Here is a 16,241-nt window from a genome sequence, read left to right as displayed (position 1 = left end):
GTTGACTTGCACGCATGGCCTCTCCCCCGCGCCGCCCCCGCCTGGTCGTCGTCGGCAATGGGATGGTCGGGCACCGGTTCCTCGAAGAGCTCGTCGCTCTCGACCTCCACCGCCGCTTCGAAGTGGTGGTGTTCGGCGAGGAGCGCCGCCCCGCGTACGACCGCGTCCACTTGTCAGGCTTGTTCGACGACCAGACCGAGGCCACGCTCACCCTTGCCGGCCCCGACTGGTACGACGCCCACGGCATCGAGCTGCGGCTCGGGCGGCGGGTCGAGCACCTCGACGCCGACGCCAAAGTGCTGCGGGCCCGCGGCGGCGTCAACCTCCCTTACGACGAGTGCGTGCTGGCCACCGGTTCACGCCCGTTCGTGCCGCCGATCCCCGGTGCCGACACCCCCGGGGTGCACGTCTACCGCACCCTCGCCGACGTCGAGGGGATCCGCGCCGACGCAGCCAAAGCCTGGCGCGGCGTGGTGATCGGCGGCGGCCTGCTCGGCCTCGAGGCGGCGCACGCGCTGCAACTCGCCGGCGTCGACGATGTCGAAGTCGTCGAAGTGGCTCCTCACCTGATGGCTGCCCAGATCGACGCGGCCGGCGCGGCCATGCTCGCCCGCGACGTGATCCGCCTCGGCATCGCCGTGCGAACCGCCGCCATGGTGGAGGCCATCGAGTCGGACGGTCGCCGGGTGTCGGGGCTGCGACTCGCGGACGGCGACACCTTGGCAGCAGACATCGTGATCTGCGCAGCCGGCATCCGCCCGTGTGACGATTTGGCCCGCGACGCTGGTCTGGCCATCGGCGGGCGGGGCGGCGTCGTGGTCGACGACTGGATGGCGGCGTCGGCAGCGGGCGTGCACGCGATCGGCGAAGTGGCCTGCCACGCCGGCAAGGTCGTGGGTCTCGTCGGCCCCGGCATCGCCATGGCCAAAGTGCTGGCCCACCGGCTGGCCGGGTTCGACGCCGAGCCGTACGACGGCGGCGACCCGTCGACCAAGCTGAAGCTGCTCGGCGTCGACGTCGCGTCGGTCGGCGAAGTCCGGGCCGATGCCCGTGACGACGTCGAGGAAGTCTCCTTCCGCGACCCGATCGCCGGCGTCTACCGCAAGCTGCTGATCGGCGCCGGCGGCGAGCTCGTGGGCGCGGTGATGGTCGGCGACACCAGCCTCTACCCCACCTTGGTGCAGATGGCCCGAGGCACACTCGCAGCGCCCGACGATCCGGGGGTGTTGGTGACGGGCCACCAGGCGCCGACGGATTTCGGCGCCCTCGACGGTTCGAGCCTGGTGTGCACGTGCCACAACGTCACCGCGGGCGACATTCGCTCGGCGTTCCACGAGAACGACGCGACCGACGTGCCCGCGATCAAGGCGTGCACGGGCGCTGGAACCGGCTGTGGATCGTGTGTCCCGATCATCACCGAGCTGCTCGGCGCCGAGCGTCGGGCTCGGGGTGAAGTGGTGGTCGACCGGCTCTGCGAACACTTCGCGCAGTCCCGCGCCGAGTTGTTCGACGTGGTGCGCGTGACCGGCATCCGGACGTTCGCGGAGCTCGTCGAGCGGTTCGGCACGGGCACCGGCTGCGAGATCTGCAAGCCGGCCGTCGCCTCGATGTTGGCGTCACTCGACAGCGGCCACATCCTCGACGGCGAGCAGGCCACCTTGCAGGACACCAACGACGCATTCCTCGCCAACATCCAGCGCGACGGCACGTACTCCGTGGTGCCACGCGTGGCCGGCGGTGAGATCACCCCCGACCAGCTGATCGTGATCGGCGAGATCGCTCGTGAGTTCGACTTGTACACCAAGATCACCGGCGCCCAGCGGATCGACTTGTTCGGCGCCCGGGTCGACCAGCTGCCGGCCATCTGGGGTCGCCTGGTCGACGCAGGCTTCGAGTCGGGCCACGCGTACGGCAAGGCGCTGCGCACGGTGAAGTCGTGTGTCGGCTCGACCTGGTGCCGGTTCGGCGTGCAGGACTCGACGCAGCTCGCCATCGAGCTCGAGCTCCGCTACCGGGGACTGCGGGCGCCGCACAAGCTCAAGTCCGCCGTGTCGGGTTGCGCACGCGAATGCGCCGAGGCCCAAGGCAAGGACTTCGGGATCATCGCCACCGAGCGGGGCTGGAACCTGTTCGTGGGCGGCAACGGCGGCATGCGACCGCGCCACGCCGACTTGCTGGCGACCGACCTCGACACCGAGACGTTGGTCCGCACGATCGACCGCTTCCTCATGTACTACATCCGCACCGCCGGCCGGCTCGAACGAACCGCCACCTGGCTCTCGAAACTCGACGGCGGGATCGAACAGCTCCGTCGAGTGATCATCGACGACGCTCTCGGCATCTGCGACGAGCTCGACGCCGCCATGGCCCACCACGTCGACTCGTACGCCTGCGAATGGGCCGAGACACTGGCTGACCCGGCCCGCCTCGAACGCTTCAAGCCGTTCGTCAACACCGACTCGCTGGACGAGACCGCCCAGTACGTCCGCATCCGCGGCCAGCGCCAACCCGAACCCGCAGGAGCACTCCCATGACCGATCTCTCTGCCGACGCGCTCGACGATGCCGACTTGGGCGGTTCCCCGGCCACGCCGGCGAGCGCCGCCCGCTGGACCAAGGTGTGCGGTGTCGACGCGCTTCGCCGCGGCTCGGGCGTGGCCGCCCTGGTTGCCGGCCGCCAGATCGCCATGTTCCTCACCGACGACGGCGTCATCTACGCGCTCGACAACGTCGACCCAGCGGCGTCAGGCGCACCGGTGCTCAGCCGCGGCCTGCTGGGCGACACCGCCGGGCGCAAGTACGTGGCGTCACCGATGTACAAGCACCGCTACGACCTCGCCACCGGCGAGTGCCTCACCGGCGGCGACCCCGTGGCCAGCCACGACGTGCGAGTCCACGGCGGCGCCGTGTTCGTCGGCACCGGCCGGTGAGCGGGGTCAAGCGCTGACGTCGGCGCCGAGCGCCGTCGCGACGAGGCGGTAGCCCCGGCGCGGCGACGTCTCCACGGCACTCCCGAGCCGCCCGAGGCGGCGGCGCAGCCGGGTGACGGTCACGCCGACGGTGTGGTCATCGGCCCAGCCGTCGGGCCACGCCCGTTGACCGAGTGTGCGGCGTGACACCACCGCACCTGGCCTGGCTGCCAGCACTTCGAGCACGCTGCGCTCCCGTGCCGGCAGCTCCACCACCCGGTCACCGACCACCACGGCTGCCCGCCGCAGAGCCAACCGCTCGCCGGCCACATCGAGCAAGCGGGGCCTCGCGAGGTGCTGCGCCACGGCCTCGACCATGGCGCCGAGGCGCGCCCGATCGGGCTCCACCGCCGGGACGATCCCCACGCGGCGCGCCGTCGCGGCGCACGCAGGTCCGACCACCGCCGCGGCGACTTCCTCGTGGAACGCGGCGCGCAGCGGCGGGCCGAGCCCGGAGCGGTCGGCGAGGTCGACCAGGCGCGTCAACGCCGGTGAGCTCGTGAACGTCACTGCGTCGACGCGCTGCTCGACGATCGTCTCGATGAGCCGCCCGGCTCGCTCGAGGTCCGGGTGGTCGGTCCACCGATAGACCCGGACCGCCACGGAGTCCAAGCCGGCTTCGGCCAGCGCGGTGACCAACACCGGATCGGCCGATCCGTCGATCTGCACGGCGACCCGGCTGCCTGCCGGGTATCGCGCCGCCACCCGGGCGACCAGCTCGGCGCCGAGCTCGGAGGCGGCGCTCGCGAAGATCTCATGGCCGGCCACCGTCAGCTCACCGGCGGCCTTGGGGCCGCGCACCCACAGGTCCGCGCCCGCGAAGACCCGGTCGAGCCGGTCGCGCGTCCCTGATGCGTCGACCGCGCTGAGCCAACCCCGTACGCCGATGCCGGTGGTCAGCACGACGGCGACCGGCGGGTCGAGCGCGAGCGCTTCGGTGAGCTGGGCCAGCTCACCACCGTCGCCTTCGTCGACGAGGGGCAGCGTGTGGATCGTGGGGGCGTGGAGGACCTTGGCGCCGAGACGCTCCAACAACAGGGACTGCTCGCCGCTGCGACGGTCCGCGGTGACACCGACGGTCGCGCCGCGCAACGGGAGGTCCATCGCTCCAGTGTGCTGGACGTTCGTTTCCATTCGGTTAACCGGCCGTTTCGGCACCGCTACCACCGCCGCACGGTGCGAGACGTCACATGTCGGCCGGCCGTCACCCGCCCTTGCGCGACGGGACACGGCCACGAAACGCACGTCTGTCCCAATGGGTCGGCGAAACCCACTGCCGACAATTGATGGAGGAACGATGCCGACCCCCGTACCCGACGCCCTCCGGTCACAGGAGGACCTCGCGGCCGACAAAGCCGACCAACTCCTGCGAAGTCCGTTGCGCTACCTCGCGAGCTCGGCTCTCGCGGGTGCCTTCATCGGCGTGGCGGTGATCTTGTTGTTGATGGTGAGCGCGCCGCTCATCAACGGCCACTCCGCCAGCACCAAGCTCGTACAGGGCTCCGTCTTCGGCGTGGCCCTCACCTTGGTGGTGTTCGCCGGCGCCGAGCTGTTCACCGGCAACAACATGGTGATGGTCATCGGCATGGTCGCCAAGCGGATCAAGACGGCGCAACTGGTAGGCGTGTGGGTCGCCTCGCTGGTCGGCAACCTCATCGGCTCGGTCGCGTTCGCCGCGCTGGTGAACGGCTCGGGCATCCTCGACAGCGGCGCCACCCCCGGCAAGGCCGGGCCCGCCCACGCCGCGCTCGCGTCGATCGTGGCCGGCAAAGACCACCTCACCGGCGGTCAGGTGTTCCTGCGGGCCGTGCTGTGCAACTTCTTGGTGTGCCTGGCGATGTGGATGGCCGCCCGCGCCACCAGCGACGCGGCCAAGCTGATCTGCCTCTGGTGGGCGCTGCTGGCGTTCATCGCCTCGGGGTTCGAACACTCGATCGCGAACATGACCGTCTTGTCGTTGGCGGCGTTCAGCGGCGACGGCCACTGGCACAGCCTGTGGAACAACCTGGTGTGGTCGGTTCCCGGCAACATCGTCGGTGGCGGCGCGCTGGTGGGCTTGGCCTACGCCTACATCGGCCGTTCGACTCGCGCGGCGAGGATCTCACCGGCCGCCGCCGGTTCACGGCGGGAGCTCGACCCGATGGACGAGCTCGAGGGCCAGCTCGAGCGGCCCGCGCTCGTCCCGCAGGGGGCTCGCCTGTCGCCGGCACCGGCCGAGTAGCGGCTCGGCCCGCAACCCACGCCGAAGTAGACTGACATGTCAGTCAACACACGCGAGGTGCGCAGATGGCGGACGGCCCGACGATGTCGGACGAGGATCAGGTCGCCTACCGCAAGGCGATCCCCGACGTCATGGGCTCGACGCCTTACTTGTCAGGGCTCGGGCTGGTGTTCGATCGTTACGAGCCCGACGAGGTCACGCTCCGGCTCCCCTTCCGTGCCGAGCTCACCAACGACGGCCACGTGTACCACGGCGGCGTCATCGCCACGGTCATGGACACGGCGGGCGCGGCCGCCGCGTGGTCGAACCACGACTTCTCCAAGGGCACCCGCGCCTCGACGGTCAGCATGTCCTTGCAGTACGTCGGGGTCTGCAAGGGCACCGACCTCGTGGTCCATGCCCGGGCCGTGAAGCGGGGCCGGGAGCTGACCTTCTGCGAGATGACCGCCACCGACCCCGACGGCACGCCGGTGGCGCACGGCCATCTCACGTACCGCATCGTGTGACCGCTGCCGGATCGGGTGACCGCACGAGATCCGCTCAGGTGGCCGTACGACGGCGGGACGATGCCGGCGCGCGGGCGGCGGCGACGGCGGGCGTCCGCGGGCGCAGGCCGTCGAGGACGAGCGTGACCACGAAGTCGGCCACTGCGCTGGCCGGCACGCCGTCATCGGTCGTCAGGCGGCGATGGGCGAGCTGGCCGATGAGCGACGCCAGCGTGAACGCCACCATGCGGGGCGGCAGGTCGATGATGTCGCCACGCTCGCGGGCCACCATGATCGCCGCCTCGATGTCGGTGATGAAGCGCTCGTAGATGCCGCCGAGGTGCTTCTCGAAGCGGTCGCCGAACGCCAGCGCGTCGCGAAACAGCAGCTTCACGGTGTCGCGATCGGACTCGAAGAACTCGAACGTGGAGCGCACGGCGATGCGGAAGAAGTCGTCGACGGTGGCGGCCGGATCCGCCAGAGAGCGTGCCAAGTGATCGCGCAGGGCGTGCTCCTCGACCTCCATCAGCGCGTGGAACAGCTCGTCTTTGGAGTCGAAGTACCAGTACACCGAGCCGTAGGACAGTCCTGCCGCCTTGGCGATGTCGGCGATGGTCGTGGCGTGGAACCCTTTGCGCGCGAACACCTGCTTGGCGGCGGCCATGATCTCGTCGCGCCGTTGCGACTTCTCCTCGTCGCTGCTGGCACGCCGCCGACGCGTGGCCTTGCCGCTCTTGGTCGTCACCGATGCCACCCTACTGACCCCCTTGTGCAGCTCCCGTGGACCTGTCCGAGCGACGGATCCGCTCACGGTCGGCTGCCGATCTCGGCGTGCGCTCGGGCCGCGAGCGTCCACCGGCGCTCGGACCCCGACCTCGCCGCCGAGTCCTCGACGACCACCACCGCGTCGGCGCGCTCGCTGTTCACACACGTGGCGGTCGCACCGTCGGGGTCGACGTAACCAACCGACACGCAGCGTTGCGCCGGGAGGTGCACGTCGAGGGACAGCCGACGGTGACCCACCGCGCCGCGCACGGTGAAGCGATCACCGTCGACCCGGGCCCGGAACCGTGCCGCTGCCGCCAGCCCGTGCGCAGGCCAATCGGGCTCGCCCGGCAAACGCAACTGCACCATGGGCACCAGCGGAAGGCGCCGCAGACCTGGTCGGCGCGGGGTGGCAGCCACCACTTCCAGGGTGCCGCCGCCGTCGAGATCCGCATGCAGCCAGCACCAGCGCTGAGCGCTCCCATGACCGTAGATGCGTGCCAGCGCGCCGCGAGCATCGAGGTCCCGCACCCCACCGGGCCCGACGACCTTGCCCCGCACCGCGGCCCCCGGCCGCGCGAGCACTTGCGAGCCCGGCAACACCTCGCGCCGCCAGGACCACGACGGGAACGTCCACAGCGGTGGCTCGCCACCCTCCAACTCGAGATCCCACGACCACTTGCCTGCCGCGCCGCGCACGTAGCCGGCCCCGATCACGTTGTCGCCCACCCGGCACCAGTCGCCGGCACCCGAGCGTCCGGTGCCCGCCGCCGGGTCCGCCGCCGCAGACCGCTCGACCGGCGCAGGCCCGAACCGGACGAGCTCCGGCGATCCGTCCGGCGGGAACACGGCCAGCCATCCCACCACCCTCGGTCCATCACCCCCAACATCCGTGTTGTGAGCAGTTGACCACCTGGTGGGTGGCTGAGCGCTCACAGCAGTGGTTGTGGGGGCGACCACCTCTTGGTGGATCCAGTAGCCGGTGCCGTCGGCGTCGGTGAACGTCACGTACCAGACCTCCAGCCGCCCGGCACGACCGTCCCACCGCGGCAGGCCCGGGTCGATCGTCATCGGTCGCCGTTGGCCCCACCGACGAGTTGCTCGAGCCCCTGGACGGCGTCGATGAACTCATCGACCATCTCGAGCACCACGGTTCCCGCCGGGCGGACGCGGTCGAGCGAGCCGACCACCTGCCCCACGAAGTACGTCGCCAACTGGCGAGCCGGCGCGTCGGGATCGTTGGACGCCAGGTGGATGCGCAGCTGCGGGTCGCTGACCAGCGCGGTCTGCAGCGGCATGCCGAGCGGGTCAGGCGTGTCGGGCCGGTCCCACTCGTCGGTCCACGCCGTGCGCAGCATCCGGGCGGGCTTGCCGGTCAGCGACCGGGACCGCACGGTGTCGGCCGAGCCGGCAGCGAGGAACTTCTCCTTCACCACCGGTGCCGTCTCGGCTTCCTCAGTGGTGAGCCACACCGAACCGCACCAGACCCCTTGCGCGCCCAATGCGAGGGCGGCCGCGATCTGGCGGCCGCGCCCGATGCCGCCGGCAGCGAGCACCGGCGTGGGAGCCACGGCGTCCACCACTTCCGGGACCAGGACCATCGTGGCGATCTCGCCGGTGTGACCACCGGCTTCGGTGCCCTGGGCCACGATCAGGTCCACGCCCGCCTCGGCGTGGTGCACCGCGTGGTCTCGGGTGCCGGCCAGCGCGGCGACCATCACGTCGTTGCCGTGGGCGCGCTCGACGAGGTCGACAGGCGGGGACCCGAGCGCGCTCGCGATCAGCGCGATCGGGTGCTGAAACGCGACGTCGAGCAACGGCTCGTAGCCGCGCCGCGACACGTTGAGACCTGCGCCGGTGGGCAGACGCTGTTCCGCGGGCGGGACCTCGATCCCATACCGCTCGAGCAGGTCATCGAGGAACGCCCGGTGCTCGGCTGGCAGCAGGTCGCCCACCTGCTTGGCGTCGAGGCCGCCCGCGTCGGCGCCGACGAACTTCGACGGCAACAGCAGGTCGACGCCGAAGGGCTTTCCGCCGCAGTGCTCCTCGATCCAGGTCAGTTCCGTGTCGAGCAGCTCGGGGGTGTGGCCAACCGCACCCAGCACGCCCAGGCCACCGGCTTTCGAGACCGCGGCCACGACGTCGCGGCAGTGGCTGAAAGCGAATATCGGGAACTCGATGCCGAGCTGCGAAGCGATCGCTGTCTGCATGATCCGACGCTAAGAGCTATTGACTGACTTGTCAATCAATTGTAAGACGTGAGTTGACCCGACCCGCTGGATGGCCCGGATGACGAACCGCTCCCGCACACTCGTACTCGAGGCGCCGCGCCAGTTCCGCCCGCGATCGCTGCCCCACCCGGAGCTCGGCGATGACGACGGGTTGGTGCGCGTCGAAGCGTGCGGGCTGTGCGGCACCGACCACGAGCAGTACACCGGCCAGCTCCACGGTGGCTTCCCGTTCGTGCCCGGCCACGAGACCGTGGGCGTCGTCGAACAGATCGGCACGGCGGCGTCGGCCCGTTGGGGCGTGCAGGCCGGCGACCGGGTCGCGCTCGAGGTGTTCCAGTCGTGTCGCAGCTGCGACCCGTGCCGCGCCGGCAACTACCGGCACTGCGATGTGCACGGCATCGGCGACATGTACGGCTTCAAGGCGGTCGACGAGCCACCCGGGCTGTGGGGTGGCTACGCCGAGCATCAGTACTTGGCGCCGGACTCGATGCTGCTCCCGGTGCCCGCGACGCTCGACCCGGTGCTCGCCACGTTGTTCAACCCGCTCGGCGCCGGGATCCGGTGGGCCGTCACGGTGCCGGCAACCAGCCCCGGCGAGATCGTCGCCGTGCTGGGTCCGGGCATCCGCGGGCTGTGCGCGGCAGCTGCGGCACGGGAAGCAGGTGCGGGCTTCGTGATGGTCACCGGTCGTGGACCACGCGACGAGGGACGGCTCGCGATAGCGGCCGAGTTCGGCGCCGATCTCGCCGTCGACGTCGAGCGCCACGATCCGGTCAAGGCGCTGCACGGTGCGACCGGCGGGCTCGCACACGTGGTGGTCGACGTCACGGCCAAGGCACCGGCGGCGTTCGCGCAGGCCATCCGCCTGGCGAGGGCAGGCGGGCGCGTGGTCGTCGCCGGCACCCGCGGGGGCGGTGAGGCGCCGGGCTTCTCGCCCGACGCTGTCGTCTACAAGGAGCTGCAAGTGTTCGGCGCGCTCGGCGTCGATGTCGTGGCGTACCGGGCTGCGGTCGACCTGCTGGTCGCCGACCGCTACCCATTCGGCGCACTCCCCCGCGCGGTCGTGGGGCTCGACGGGGTTGAACGCCTGCTCCGGTCGATGGCAGGCGAGGGTGACCTACCACCCGTGCACGGCGTGGTCCGCCCCTGACGGCGCACCTCCCGGCGGCGTGGGCTCCGACCAGTCAGATCGCGACGCCATCACGGGGGCGAGCGGTGACTCAGGCCGCCGCGGCACGCCGACCGATCGCCGCCGCGCCGACCATCCCGGCTCGCCGCGCGTAGCCGCGGGTGATGCCGGCCACCAGCTCGTGGGGCCGGCCGACCTCCACGAACACCCGCAGCGGCAGTGGACCGGGCTCGGTGCTGCGCAGCATCCGTCCGAGCATCGTGACCAGCGCGCCGACCGCGCGCACGCGGTTGACCGGGTTCGCCGAGACGACCGCGAGCGCTCGCTGCTGGGCGCCGGCTTCGTGCTCCTCCTCGTCCTTCAGCACGTTCGCGATCCACGCAGACGTGTCGGGATCGGAGACCCGGCGCAGCCAGAGCAGCAGGTCTTCGGCGATGCCCTCGCCCAGCACCGACCACACGGCCGCTTCGACGGTGCCGCGGGGCTGTTGGCCGTGGTAGCGGTCGAGCAGCCTTCGATACGGGCGCATGGCGCGCTCAGGATCGGCGCCGAGGGCTTCGAGCCGGTGGAGGAAGCCCCGATGGTGGCCGAGCTCCTGCGCGGCGACGCGCTCCCACGCCTGGCGCTCGGCGTCGGTCGTGGCCGCCTCGGCATTGGCGCGGGCTTCTTCGTGTGCTTTGAGCTCGCCGTACGCGATGGCGCCGAGCACGCGGATCATCGCGGTGGACGCTGCGGGCGTGTTGGGGCCGGATGTCTTGGTCATTGGTGGACCTCCAAGTCGGTGACGGAACAGACGTCGAACGTGACGTGGGTGTGGTGACGGTCGACGGGGAGCGTTCGACCGGGACCGGGTGGACGACGGGCTCCGTCGAGCAGCGGCTCGGTGGCAGCACGAGACGTCGCAGCAGTCATCGATGCCCGGCTCCGCAGGCGGCTCGCAGCAACAGGGCCGCTTGCGACCCGAACGGGATGTCGTAGCTGATCCCGCCTCCGCCGCCGGCGTCAACGTACGGCGCGAGCCGGCTCGCAGCCGCAGACCCGAACAGCGACGCGATCGCGGAGAGGAACGCCTGGCCGCCGACTGGCTGGCCGGCGACCTTCATCGCACGGGCCGCGGCACCCGCCTGGAGCGTGCGGCCGTCGTACCAGTACGACCCCGACCACTCGACGAGCGGCGTGCGGAACAGCGGGATGCGCACTTCCCAACGGTCCTGCTGCCAGTACCCGCACTTGCCCGCGACGATCGCGACGCGGCCCGGCTCGGCTTGCAGGAAGTCGACGAACCCGGGGGTGCCGAGATCGATGTTGCGCTTGTCGTACCGCACGCACAGCGGATCGTCGGCCGGCCCCGGGATCGTCGGGGGTCGGGTGCCGTAGTCGTAGACGTGACAAGTGAACGAGGGGTCGTGATACGGGGACGGCGCGCCTGGCCCGGGCGCTTGTTGCGCGCCGGCGGGAGGGGACCCGGCCATGGTGGTGAGGGCCAGCAGGCACGTGGCGAGCGCGGCCGCCAGCCACGACCACATCCGCCCGGGTCGGACGATCGGATCGGTCTTCATCTCGGCATTCCGCTCCGTTCTCGCCTTCGCGGCCATGTGCGCGCTCACCTGTGGGCCCTGCCGTGGAGGACCGCGTCGGGCCGGAGGTCTGCGGCGTCAGGTCTGCCCATGGCACGCAAGCGACGCTGCATTGCCCGCTCGACCAGCGCAGCGATGGTCAGCGACGGGTTCACGGCGAGCGCGGTCGGCACGATCGATCCGTCGAGCACCGACAACCCGGGCTGACCGAAGACCCGTCCGTCCTGGTCCACCACCCCGTCGCCGCGCGCCACCGCCATCCGTGTTCCGCCGAGCGGGTGCGCGGTCTGGGGGTTCGGGTACTCGCGGGCGACGTCGACGAACGTGCCGCCGGCGTCCTCGACGATCCCGCGGCACACCGTCCGGGCACGGTCCCAGACCGCTTTCGACGCCGGGCTCTGCTCGTAGCGCAGCGGGAGCAGCCGGTTGCCTTGGTACACGCTGACCTCGGGGCCGTCGATCACGCCTTCGGAGTCGTCGAGGCCGATCACCGCGAGGCCGAGGAAGTGGCTGCCGAAGTCGCGGTAGCGCTGCTTCTTGGTCAGGCCCCACGCGTCGGGTTGCCCGGAGCGGGACGCGCCATGCCCGTCGATCAGCGTCGACAACGGCAACATGTGCTGGGTGATCACGATGAACTTGTCGGCCGCGTGGGGACCGGTCGACTCGGGGCGCAGCCAGTCGAACGAGACCGTGTCCATCGCCACACCTTGGTAGACGTCGGTTCGCTGTGGCATGAACGCGCCCAGCGGCAAGTCGGCGTTGCCCGAGATGTGGCGGCCGAGATGCGGGTTGCTGATCCCGGATCGTTGGAGCAGCAGGGTGCTTCCGATCGCGCCGGCGGCGACCACGACCTCGTCGGCTTGGAGCAACGCCACCCCTTGACCCGAGCCACCCTCCGCACCCGGCCCGGGGTGCCCGATCACCTGCCAGACGCCCGCGACGCGTGCAACCAGGTCGACCTCCACACCCGAGCGCACTTCGACGCCGAGCCGGCGCGCCGCGCCCAAGTAGTTCTTGGTCATGTCTCGCTTGCGGCCGAACTGGCAGCCCGTGTTGCACCAGCCGCAGTGCAGGCAGTCGTCGACGGCTTGGCGGATCGGCAACACGGTGTGGCCGCCAAGGCGTGCGGCGCTGGCCCAGACCGAGCCGCGCCTCGGTACTTGGCGCCACTGTTCGCCGGGGTCGCCGGTCCGCCAGACCATCTGGGTGACCGGCAAGTTGCGTTCGACGAGGTCGTAGAACGGATCGAGCTCGGCGCGCGTGATCGCGGCAGGGAACAGGCGCCGGCCACCCCCTTCGGTCCGGTCGAACACGAAGGAGGGAGCCCGGAGCGACACGCCGGAGTACACGATGGATCCGCCGCCGACGACGGAGCCTGTCAGCACGTCGAGCCCGCCCCGACCCGTGGCCGGCACATAGACCGACTGGTAGCGCGTGTAGATCCGGTACAGCGAGTCGGGCGCTTCTGACTGGGCGAGCGCCGCGTCGGGCACCGCGGGGCCTCGCTCGAGCACGATCACCCGCAGGCCGGCGGCGGCGTAGCGAAACGCCGCGATCGACCCGCCGAAGCCCGAACCGATCACCGCGACGTCGTACCGGTCGACCATGGACCGGCCTATCGCCTCACGCGGGGATCGCCAAGCATTGCGGCTGCCCGTGCCCGGTGCGATCGGTGTACGTGGCGAGGTAACCCTTCGACGGCCCCGGCAAGCCCATGTTCTTGCTCCCCACCCGGTTGACCATGTCGCCGTAATACGCACCGGCGATCAGCGCGAACGCGATGAGATGCGGGGTCGAGTGCAGCGGATCGGCGAACAACTTCACCAGGAGGTCTTGGCGCTGCGAGTACGTCAAGGTCGTGAAGGGCGCGAAGTGCCGGGTGAGGGCCGCAGCTTCGACGTCGGCCACCACCACAGGTGCGACTTCCGGAAGTTGGTCGAGCAGCACTTGCACCCCTCCGGCCTCGTACGCGCCCCCGGTGCGCGAGGGGTCGTCGATGGGCCCAGGCACCAGTGTCGACGCGTACGCGGCGAGCGTGCCGGGGAACGGCGCCGCCCGGCCGGCGAGCCTTGCCGGCGCGCCCCATGCCGACCGGATCCGCAGCGGCGCAACCGCCAGCCACGCGGCGAGACCCGCGCCGCCGGCGAGCACCGCGCGCCGGCCGAGCGGCAGCGACGGGCTCGGGTCGGGCGTCACCGCTGGTCGTAGTTGGCCAGCACGGCGAGCAGGTCGAAGTCGCGCTGACGGACGGGCGTGTCGAACCAGCCGGCACCGTCGCTGACCTGCAGCCGGTCGTCGAGCAGGTTTCCCGACAGCGCGGAGCGCGCGTCGATCGGGCAGTACTGGATGATCCACGCCCGCCGGGCGCCGTCGGTGAGGTTCGGGCCTGACTTGTGCATGAGCAGCGACGAGAACACCAGCACCGAGCCCCGGTGCACCGGCACGGCCACGCCGTCGACCGTCGGCCCGTCGTGGCCGACCCGGAACGGCCCACCTCGGCCGTCGTCGTGGTGTGGTTGGCGACCGTCGTGCTGCGAGCCCGGCTGGAGCCACAAGCAGCCGTTCTGTTCGTCGGCGTCGTCGAGCGCGAGCCAACACGTGACGTACTCCTCGGGCACCAGCGGCGTGTAGCCGGAGTCCTGGTGCCACGGCAGCTCGGTGCGAGCCTGCGGCGGCTTGACCACGGCCTGCTCCCAGTAGAGCCGAGCGCCCTCGGGCAGGAGCGGGCGCACGATCGTGGCCCAACGATGGTCGGTCGCCCAGCGCGCCAGACCTTCGTCGGCCAAGTGCATCATCGGCCGGTAGGACAGCGGTCCCTCCTCGGCGTGGCCGAGCGCCAGCTCGAACGCGGCCGACTCGATCCGCTCGGCCATCGCATCGCACTCGGCGGCGCTGAACAGGCCGTCGGCCAGGAAGAAGCCGTCCGTGCGGAACCGCTCGATGTCGGCGCTGTTGGCGACCGCGACCACTCGCTCCCCCGTCCCCCAGAGGCGTCCGTCCTGCCGTCAACCTAGTTGTTGACTGATGAGTCAGTCAATGACTCTGCCGCGCCTGCGGACGGTCGACCATGGAACGCGGCCGGGCGCCGCGCGCGCCGGGCTGACCGCTACTCCACCGCCGCGGCGAGACGGTCGAGCGTTCCCTGCATGGTCTCGCGGTTGCGGGCCGCACGGTCGTCGATGCCTGACACCTGCTTGCTCCACTCGATCGCGTACTCCGGTCGCAAGTCCTCAGACCACTCGGTTACCCGGCACCCGCCGTCGGTCGGCTCGATGCGATAGCCCCAGGTGGCGTAATGCACGTCCATCATCGAGCACTCGAACACGAACGAGCGGCCCGGCTCCGCCTCGACGATCTTCCCCTGGCTGGTCCACTCGTGTTCGCCGTTGCGGTTGTGGCCGTCGAACACGGCGCCGACCGATGGCCCGTCGAAGCCCTCTTGCCACTCGCAGGAATGGCACTCGATCGACCACTCCCCCATCCGGGTGACGTCGGACAGGGCGGCGTACACCGCCTCCGGCGACGCGGCGATGTCACGTGAGATCTCGAGCTTGTCGGCCATGCGCCCAGTCCATCACAGACCGGCGGCGCGACCTCACCCCGGCTTGGTGCCGACGACGCACCGGGCGACGCCGGGGACCCGCACGACGCCGTCGGTCTCGAACGCGCCGACACGCTCGATCGCTGCAGCCCTGATTCGGCCGCGCGCCGCGTCGTCGACCTGTTGGAGCGCGGCGACCGCGAGCGACACGTGCTCGCTCATCATGTCCCAGTACTCCTCGGGCGTGGCCGTGACCAGCTCGACATCGACGTCGCACTCATCGACGTCTTCCAATCCGGCACGTTGGTACGCCTCGCTGACGCAACCCGGCGCCGCCCAACGGAACATGTTGGGCCCGTCAGGGTCCGGGGGCGGGAGCCGCACTTCGGACGCGATCGCCTCCATCGTGATGGAAGTCCAGGGATTCCCCTCAGGGTGCACCCACACGGCTGAGCACAGGCGTCCACCGGGCTTGAGCACCCGGACGAACTCGGCCGCGGCGCGAGCAAGATCCGGGAAGAACATCAGCCCGAACCGCACGGACACCGCGTCGAAGGTGGCGTCGCCAAACGGGAGGTCGTCCGCGCTGCACACCTCGGTCTCGATGTTGGTGATCCCCCGTGCGGCGGCGCGCCGCGCCGCCACGTCGAGCATCGCCGGCACCAGGTCGGTGAGCACGATGCGACCGTCCGGCACCAACCTCGCGATGGTCAGACCCGGCTCGCCGGTACCCGATGCGACGTCGAGCACGTGGTCGTCGGCAACGATGGCGAGATGCCCGATCATGGCGTCGCCGACAGGCGCGAGCTGGTCGACGATGATCGAGTCCCACTTCTCCCATCCCGCTGCCAGCCCGGACCACGTCGACCGCTGCGCCGAGCGGATCTCGTCCTCTCTGGCCATCTCCCCTCCCCGGAGGGGTCCGCCGCCCCGTGCCGCGCCCGCCCTCTGCTGCATGATGCCCGCTCCGGGACCTGTCGGGTGCGGCGCCCTCGGCGGGGCGACACCAACAGCGGGACCGACAAGGACCTTGACTGACAAGCAGCTTGTCCATCGATTCCCGACGGCGTGCGGGACGTCACGACGACCTGGCCGGCCTGCCACCCGCATGGATCGGCGTCGGCACCTGCGACTTGTTCCACGACGAAGACGTCGCGTACGCGGAATGGCTCGGAGCCGCCGGGGTCGAGACCGAGCTGCACCTCGTCGAGGGTGCCTTCCACGGCTTCGACGCGATCCGGCCGAAGTCCCGTATCGCCCAGACGTTCCTCGCCAGCCAGGTCGACTTCCTGAACGCCGCGCTCGCACCCACCGGCTGAGGTGA

17 protein-coding genes are annotated in these 16,241 nt (G+C 70.9%); 6 read left to right on the top strand and 11 right to left on the bottom strand.

Features of this window, described 5'->3' with window-relative positions:
• Positions 1-14: 14 nt before the first annotated feature.
• Together nirB and nirD are read left to right on the top strand one after the other, a co-directional pair.
• The gene (gene nirB / locus VHA73_15620; GenBank protein ID HVX19452.1) at positions 15-2,534 is read left to right on the top strand and encodes a nitrite reductase large subunit NirB; all 2,520 of its coding nucleotides are present in this window, start codon (positions 15-17) and stop codon (positions 2,532-2,534) included.
• Positions 2,531-2,929, top strand: a complete 399-nt coding sequence (gene nirD / locus VHA73_15615; protein ID HVX19451.1) for a nitrite reductase small subunit NirD — start codon at positions 2,531-2,533, stop codon at positions 2,927-2,929. The genes nirB and nirD overlap by 4 nt, the downstream gene beginning before the upstream one ends.
• A gap of 6 nt (positions 2,930-2,935) precedes the next feature.
• Here the strand turns inward: nirD and VHA73_15610 are convergent, their stop codons facing one another.
• On the bottom strand, positions 2,936-4,072 hold the full coding sequence (locus VHA73_15610; protein ID HVX19450.1) for a uroporphyrinogen-III synthase: 1,137 nt from the start codon (positions 4,070-4,072) through the stop codon (positions 2,936-2,938).
• A gap of 193 nt (positions 4,073-4,265) precedes the next feature.
• On the opposite strand from VHA73_15610, the gene VHA73_15605 reads away from it, so the two are divergent.
• Both VHA73_15605 and VHA73_15600 read left to right on the top strand, forming a co-directional pair.
• The gene (locus VHA73_15605; protein ID HVX19449.1) at positions 4,266-5,189 is read left to right on the top strand and encodes a formate/nitrite transporter family protein; all 924 of its coding nucleotides are present in this window, start codon (positions 4,266-4,268) and stop codon (positions 5,187-5,189) included.
• A 65-nt stretch (positions 5,190-5,254) separates the two neighbouring features.
• Positions 5,255-5,695, top strand: coding sequence for a PaaI family thioesterase (locus tag VHA73_15600; GenBank protein ID HVX19448.1), 441 nt, complete (start codon positions 5,255-5,257; stop codon positions 5,693-5,695).
• Positions 5,696-5,729: 34 nt separating this feature from the next.
• Here VHA73_15600 and VHA73_15595 read toward each other — a convergent pair whose 3' ends face one another.
• The 3 genes from VHA73_15595 to VHA73_15585 form a co-directional block, all read right to left on the bottom strand.
• The gene (locus tag VHA73_15595; protein HVX19447.1) at positions 5,730-6,419 is read right to left on the bottom strand and encodes a TetR/AcrR family transcriptional regulator; all 690 of its coding nucleotides are present in this window, start codon (positions 6,417-6,419) and stop codon (positions 5,730-5,732) included.
• Positions 6,420-6,481: 62 nt separating this feature from the next.
• On the bottom strand, positions 6,482-7,510 hold the full coding sequence (locus tag VHA73_15590) for a hypothetical protein (protein HVX19446.1): 1,029 nt from the start codon (positions 7,508-7,510) through the stop codon (positions 6,482-6,484).
• Positions 7,507-8,649, bottom strand: coding sequence for a nitronate monooxygenase family protein (locus tag VHA73_15585; GenBank protein HVX19445.1), 1,143 nt, complete (start codon positions 8,647-8,649; stop codon positions 7,507-7,509). The genes VHA73_15590 and VHA73_15585 overlap by 4 nt, the downstream gene beginning before the upstream one ends.
• Before the next feature lie 79 nt (positions 8,650-8,728).
• Here VHA73_15585 and VHA73_15580 point away from each other — a divergent pair, with 79 nt between their 5' ends.
• Positions 8,729-9,820 carry a medium chain dehydrogenase/reductase family protein gene (locus tag VHA73_15580; GenBank protein HVX19444.1) on the top strand — a complete coding sequence of 364 codons (1,092 nt, stop codon included), beginning with the start codon at positions 8,729-8,731 and terminating at the stop codon, positions 9,818-9,820.
• A gap of 70 nt (positions 9,821-9,890) precedes the next feature.
• Here the strand turns inward: VHA73_15580 and VHA73_15575 are convergent, their stop codons facing one another.
• The 7 genes from VHA73_15575 to VHA73_15545 all read right to left on the bottom strand — a co-directional run bounded on the left by VHA73_15575 (position 9,891) and on the right by VHA73_15545 (position 15,820).
• On the bottom strand, positions 9,891-10,562 hold the full coding sequence (locus tag VHA73_15575; GenBank protein HVX19443.1) for a ferritin-like domain-containing protein: 672 nt from the start codon (positions 10,560-10,562) through the stop codon (positions 9,891-9,893).
• A 145-nt stretch (positions 10,563-10,707) separates the two neighbouring features.
• Entirely contained in the window at positions 10,708-11,358 is a 651-nt protein-coding gene (locus tag VHA73_15570) for a hypothetical protein (GenBank protein HVX19442.1), read from the bottom strand.
• 44 nt (positions 11,359-11,402) lie between these two features.
• On the bottom strand, positions 11,403-12,983 hold the full coding sequence (locus VHA73_15565) for a GMC family oxidoreductase (GenBank protein HVX19441.1): 1,581 nt from the start codon (positions 12,981-12,983) through the stop codon (positions 11,403-11,405).
• 16 nt (positions 12,984-12,999) lie between these two features.
• On the bottom strand, positions 13,000-13,572 hold the full coding sequence (locus tag VHA73_15560) for a hypothetical protein (GenBank protein HVX19440.1): 573 nt from the start codon (positions 13,570-13,572) through the stop codon (positions 13,000-13,002).
• Positions 13,569-14,345 (bottom strand): phytanoyl-CoA dioxygenase family protein, encoded by a 777-nt coding sequence (locus tag VHA73_15555; protein ID HVX19439.1) that lies wholly within the window; start codon positions 14,343-14,345, stop codon positions 13,569-13,571. The genes VHA73_15560 and VHA73_15555 overlap by 4 nt, the downstream gene beginning before the upstream one ends.
• Before the next feature lie 137 nt (positions 14,346-14,482).
• Complete coding sequence (locus tag VHA73_15550) at positions 14,483-14,938, bottom strand: SRPBCC family protein (protein ID HVX19438.1); 456 nt, start codon at positions 14,936-14,938, stop codon at positions 14,483-14,485.
• A 33-nt stretch (positions 14,939-14,971) separates the two neighbouring features.
• Entirely contained in the window at positions 14,972-15,820 is an 849-nt protein-coding gene (locus VHA73_15545) for a methyltransferase domain-containing protein (protein HVX19437.1), read from the bottom strand.
• A 143-nt stretch (positions 15,821-15,963) separates the two neighbouring features.
• Between VHA73_15545 and VHA73_15540 the strand changes: the two genes are divergently transcribed.
• The gene (locus tag VHA73_15540) at positions 15,964-16,236 is read left to right on the top strand and encodes an alpha/beta hydrolase fold domain-containing protein (protein ID HVX19436.1); all 273 of its coding nucleotides are present in this window, start codon (positions 15,964-15,966) and stop codon (positions 16,234-16,236) included.
• Positions 16,237-16,241 lie beyond the last annotated feature (5 nt).

The sequence above is a fragment of the Acidimicrobiales bacterium genome, from assembly GCA_035547835.1.
In the GTDB taxonomy this organism is placed as follows: Bacteria; Actinomycetota; Acidimicrobiia; order Acidimicrobiales; family Iamiaceae; genus DASZTW01.
The sequence above is the reverse complement of the archived record's forward strand: the minus strand, read 5'-3'. Positions and strand labels throughout refer to the sequence as shown.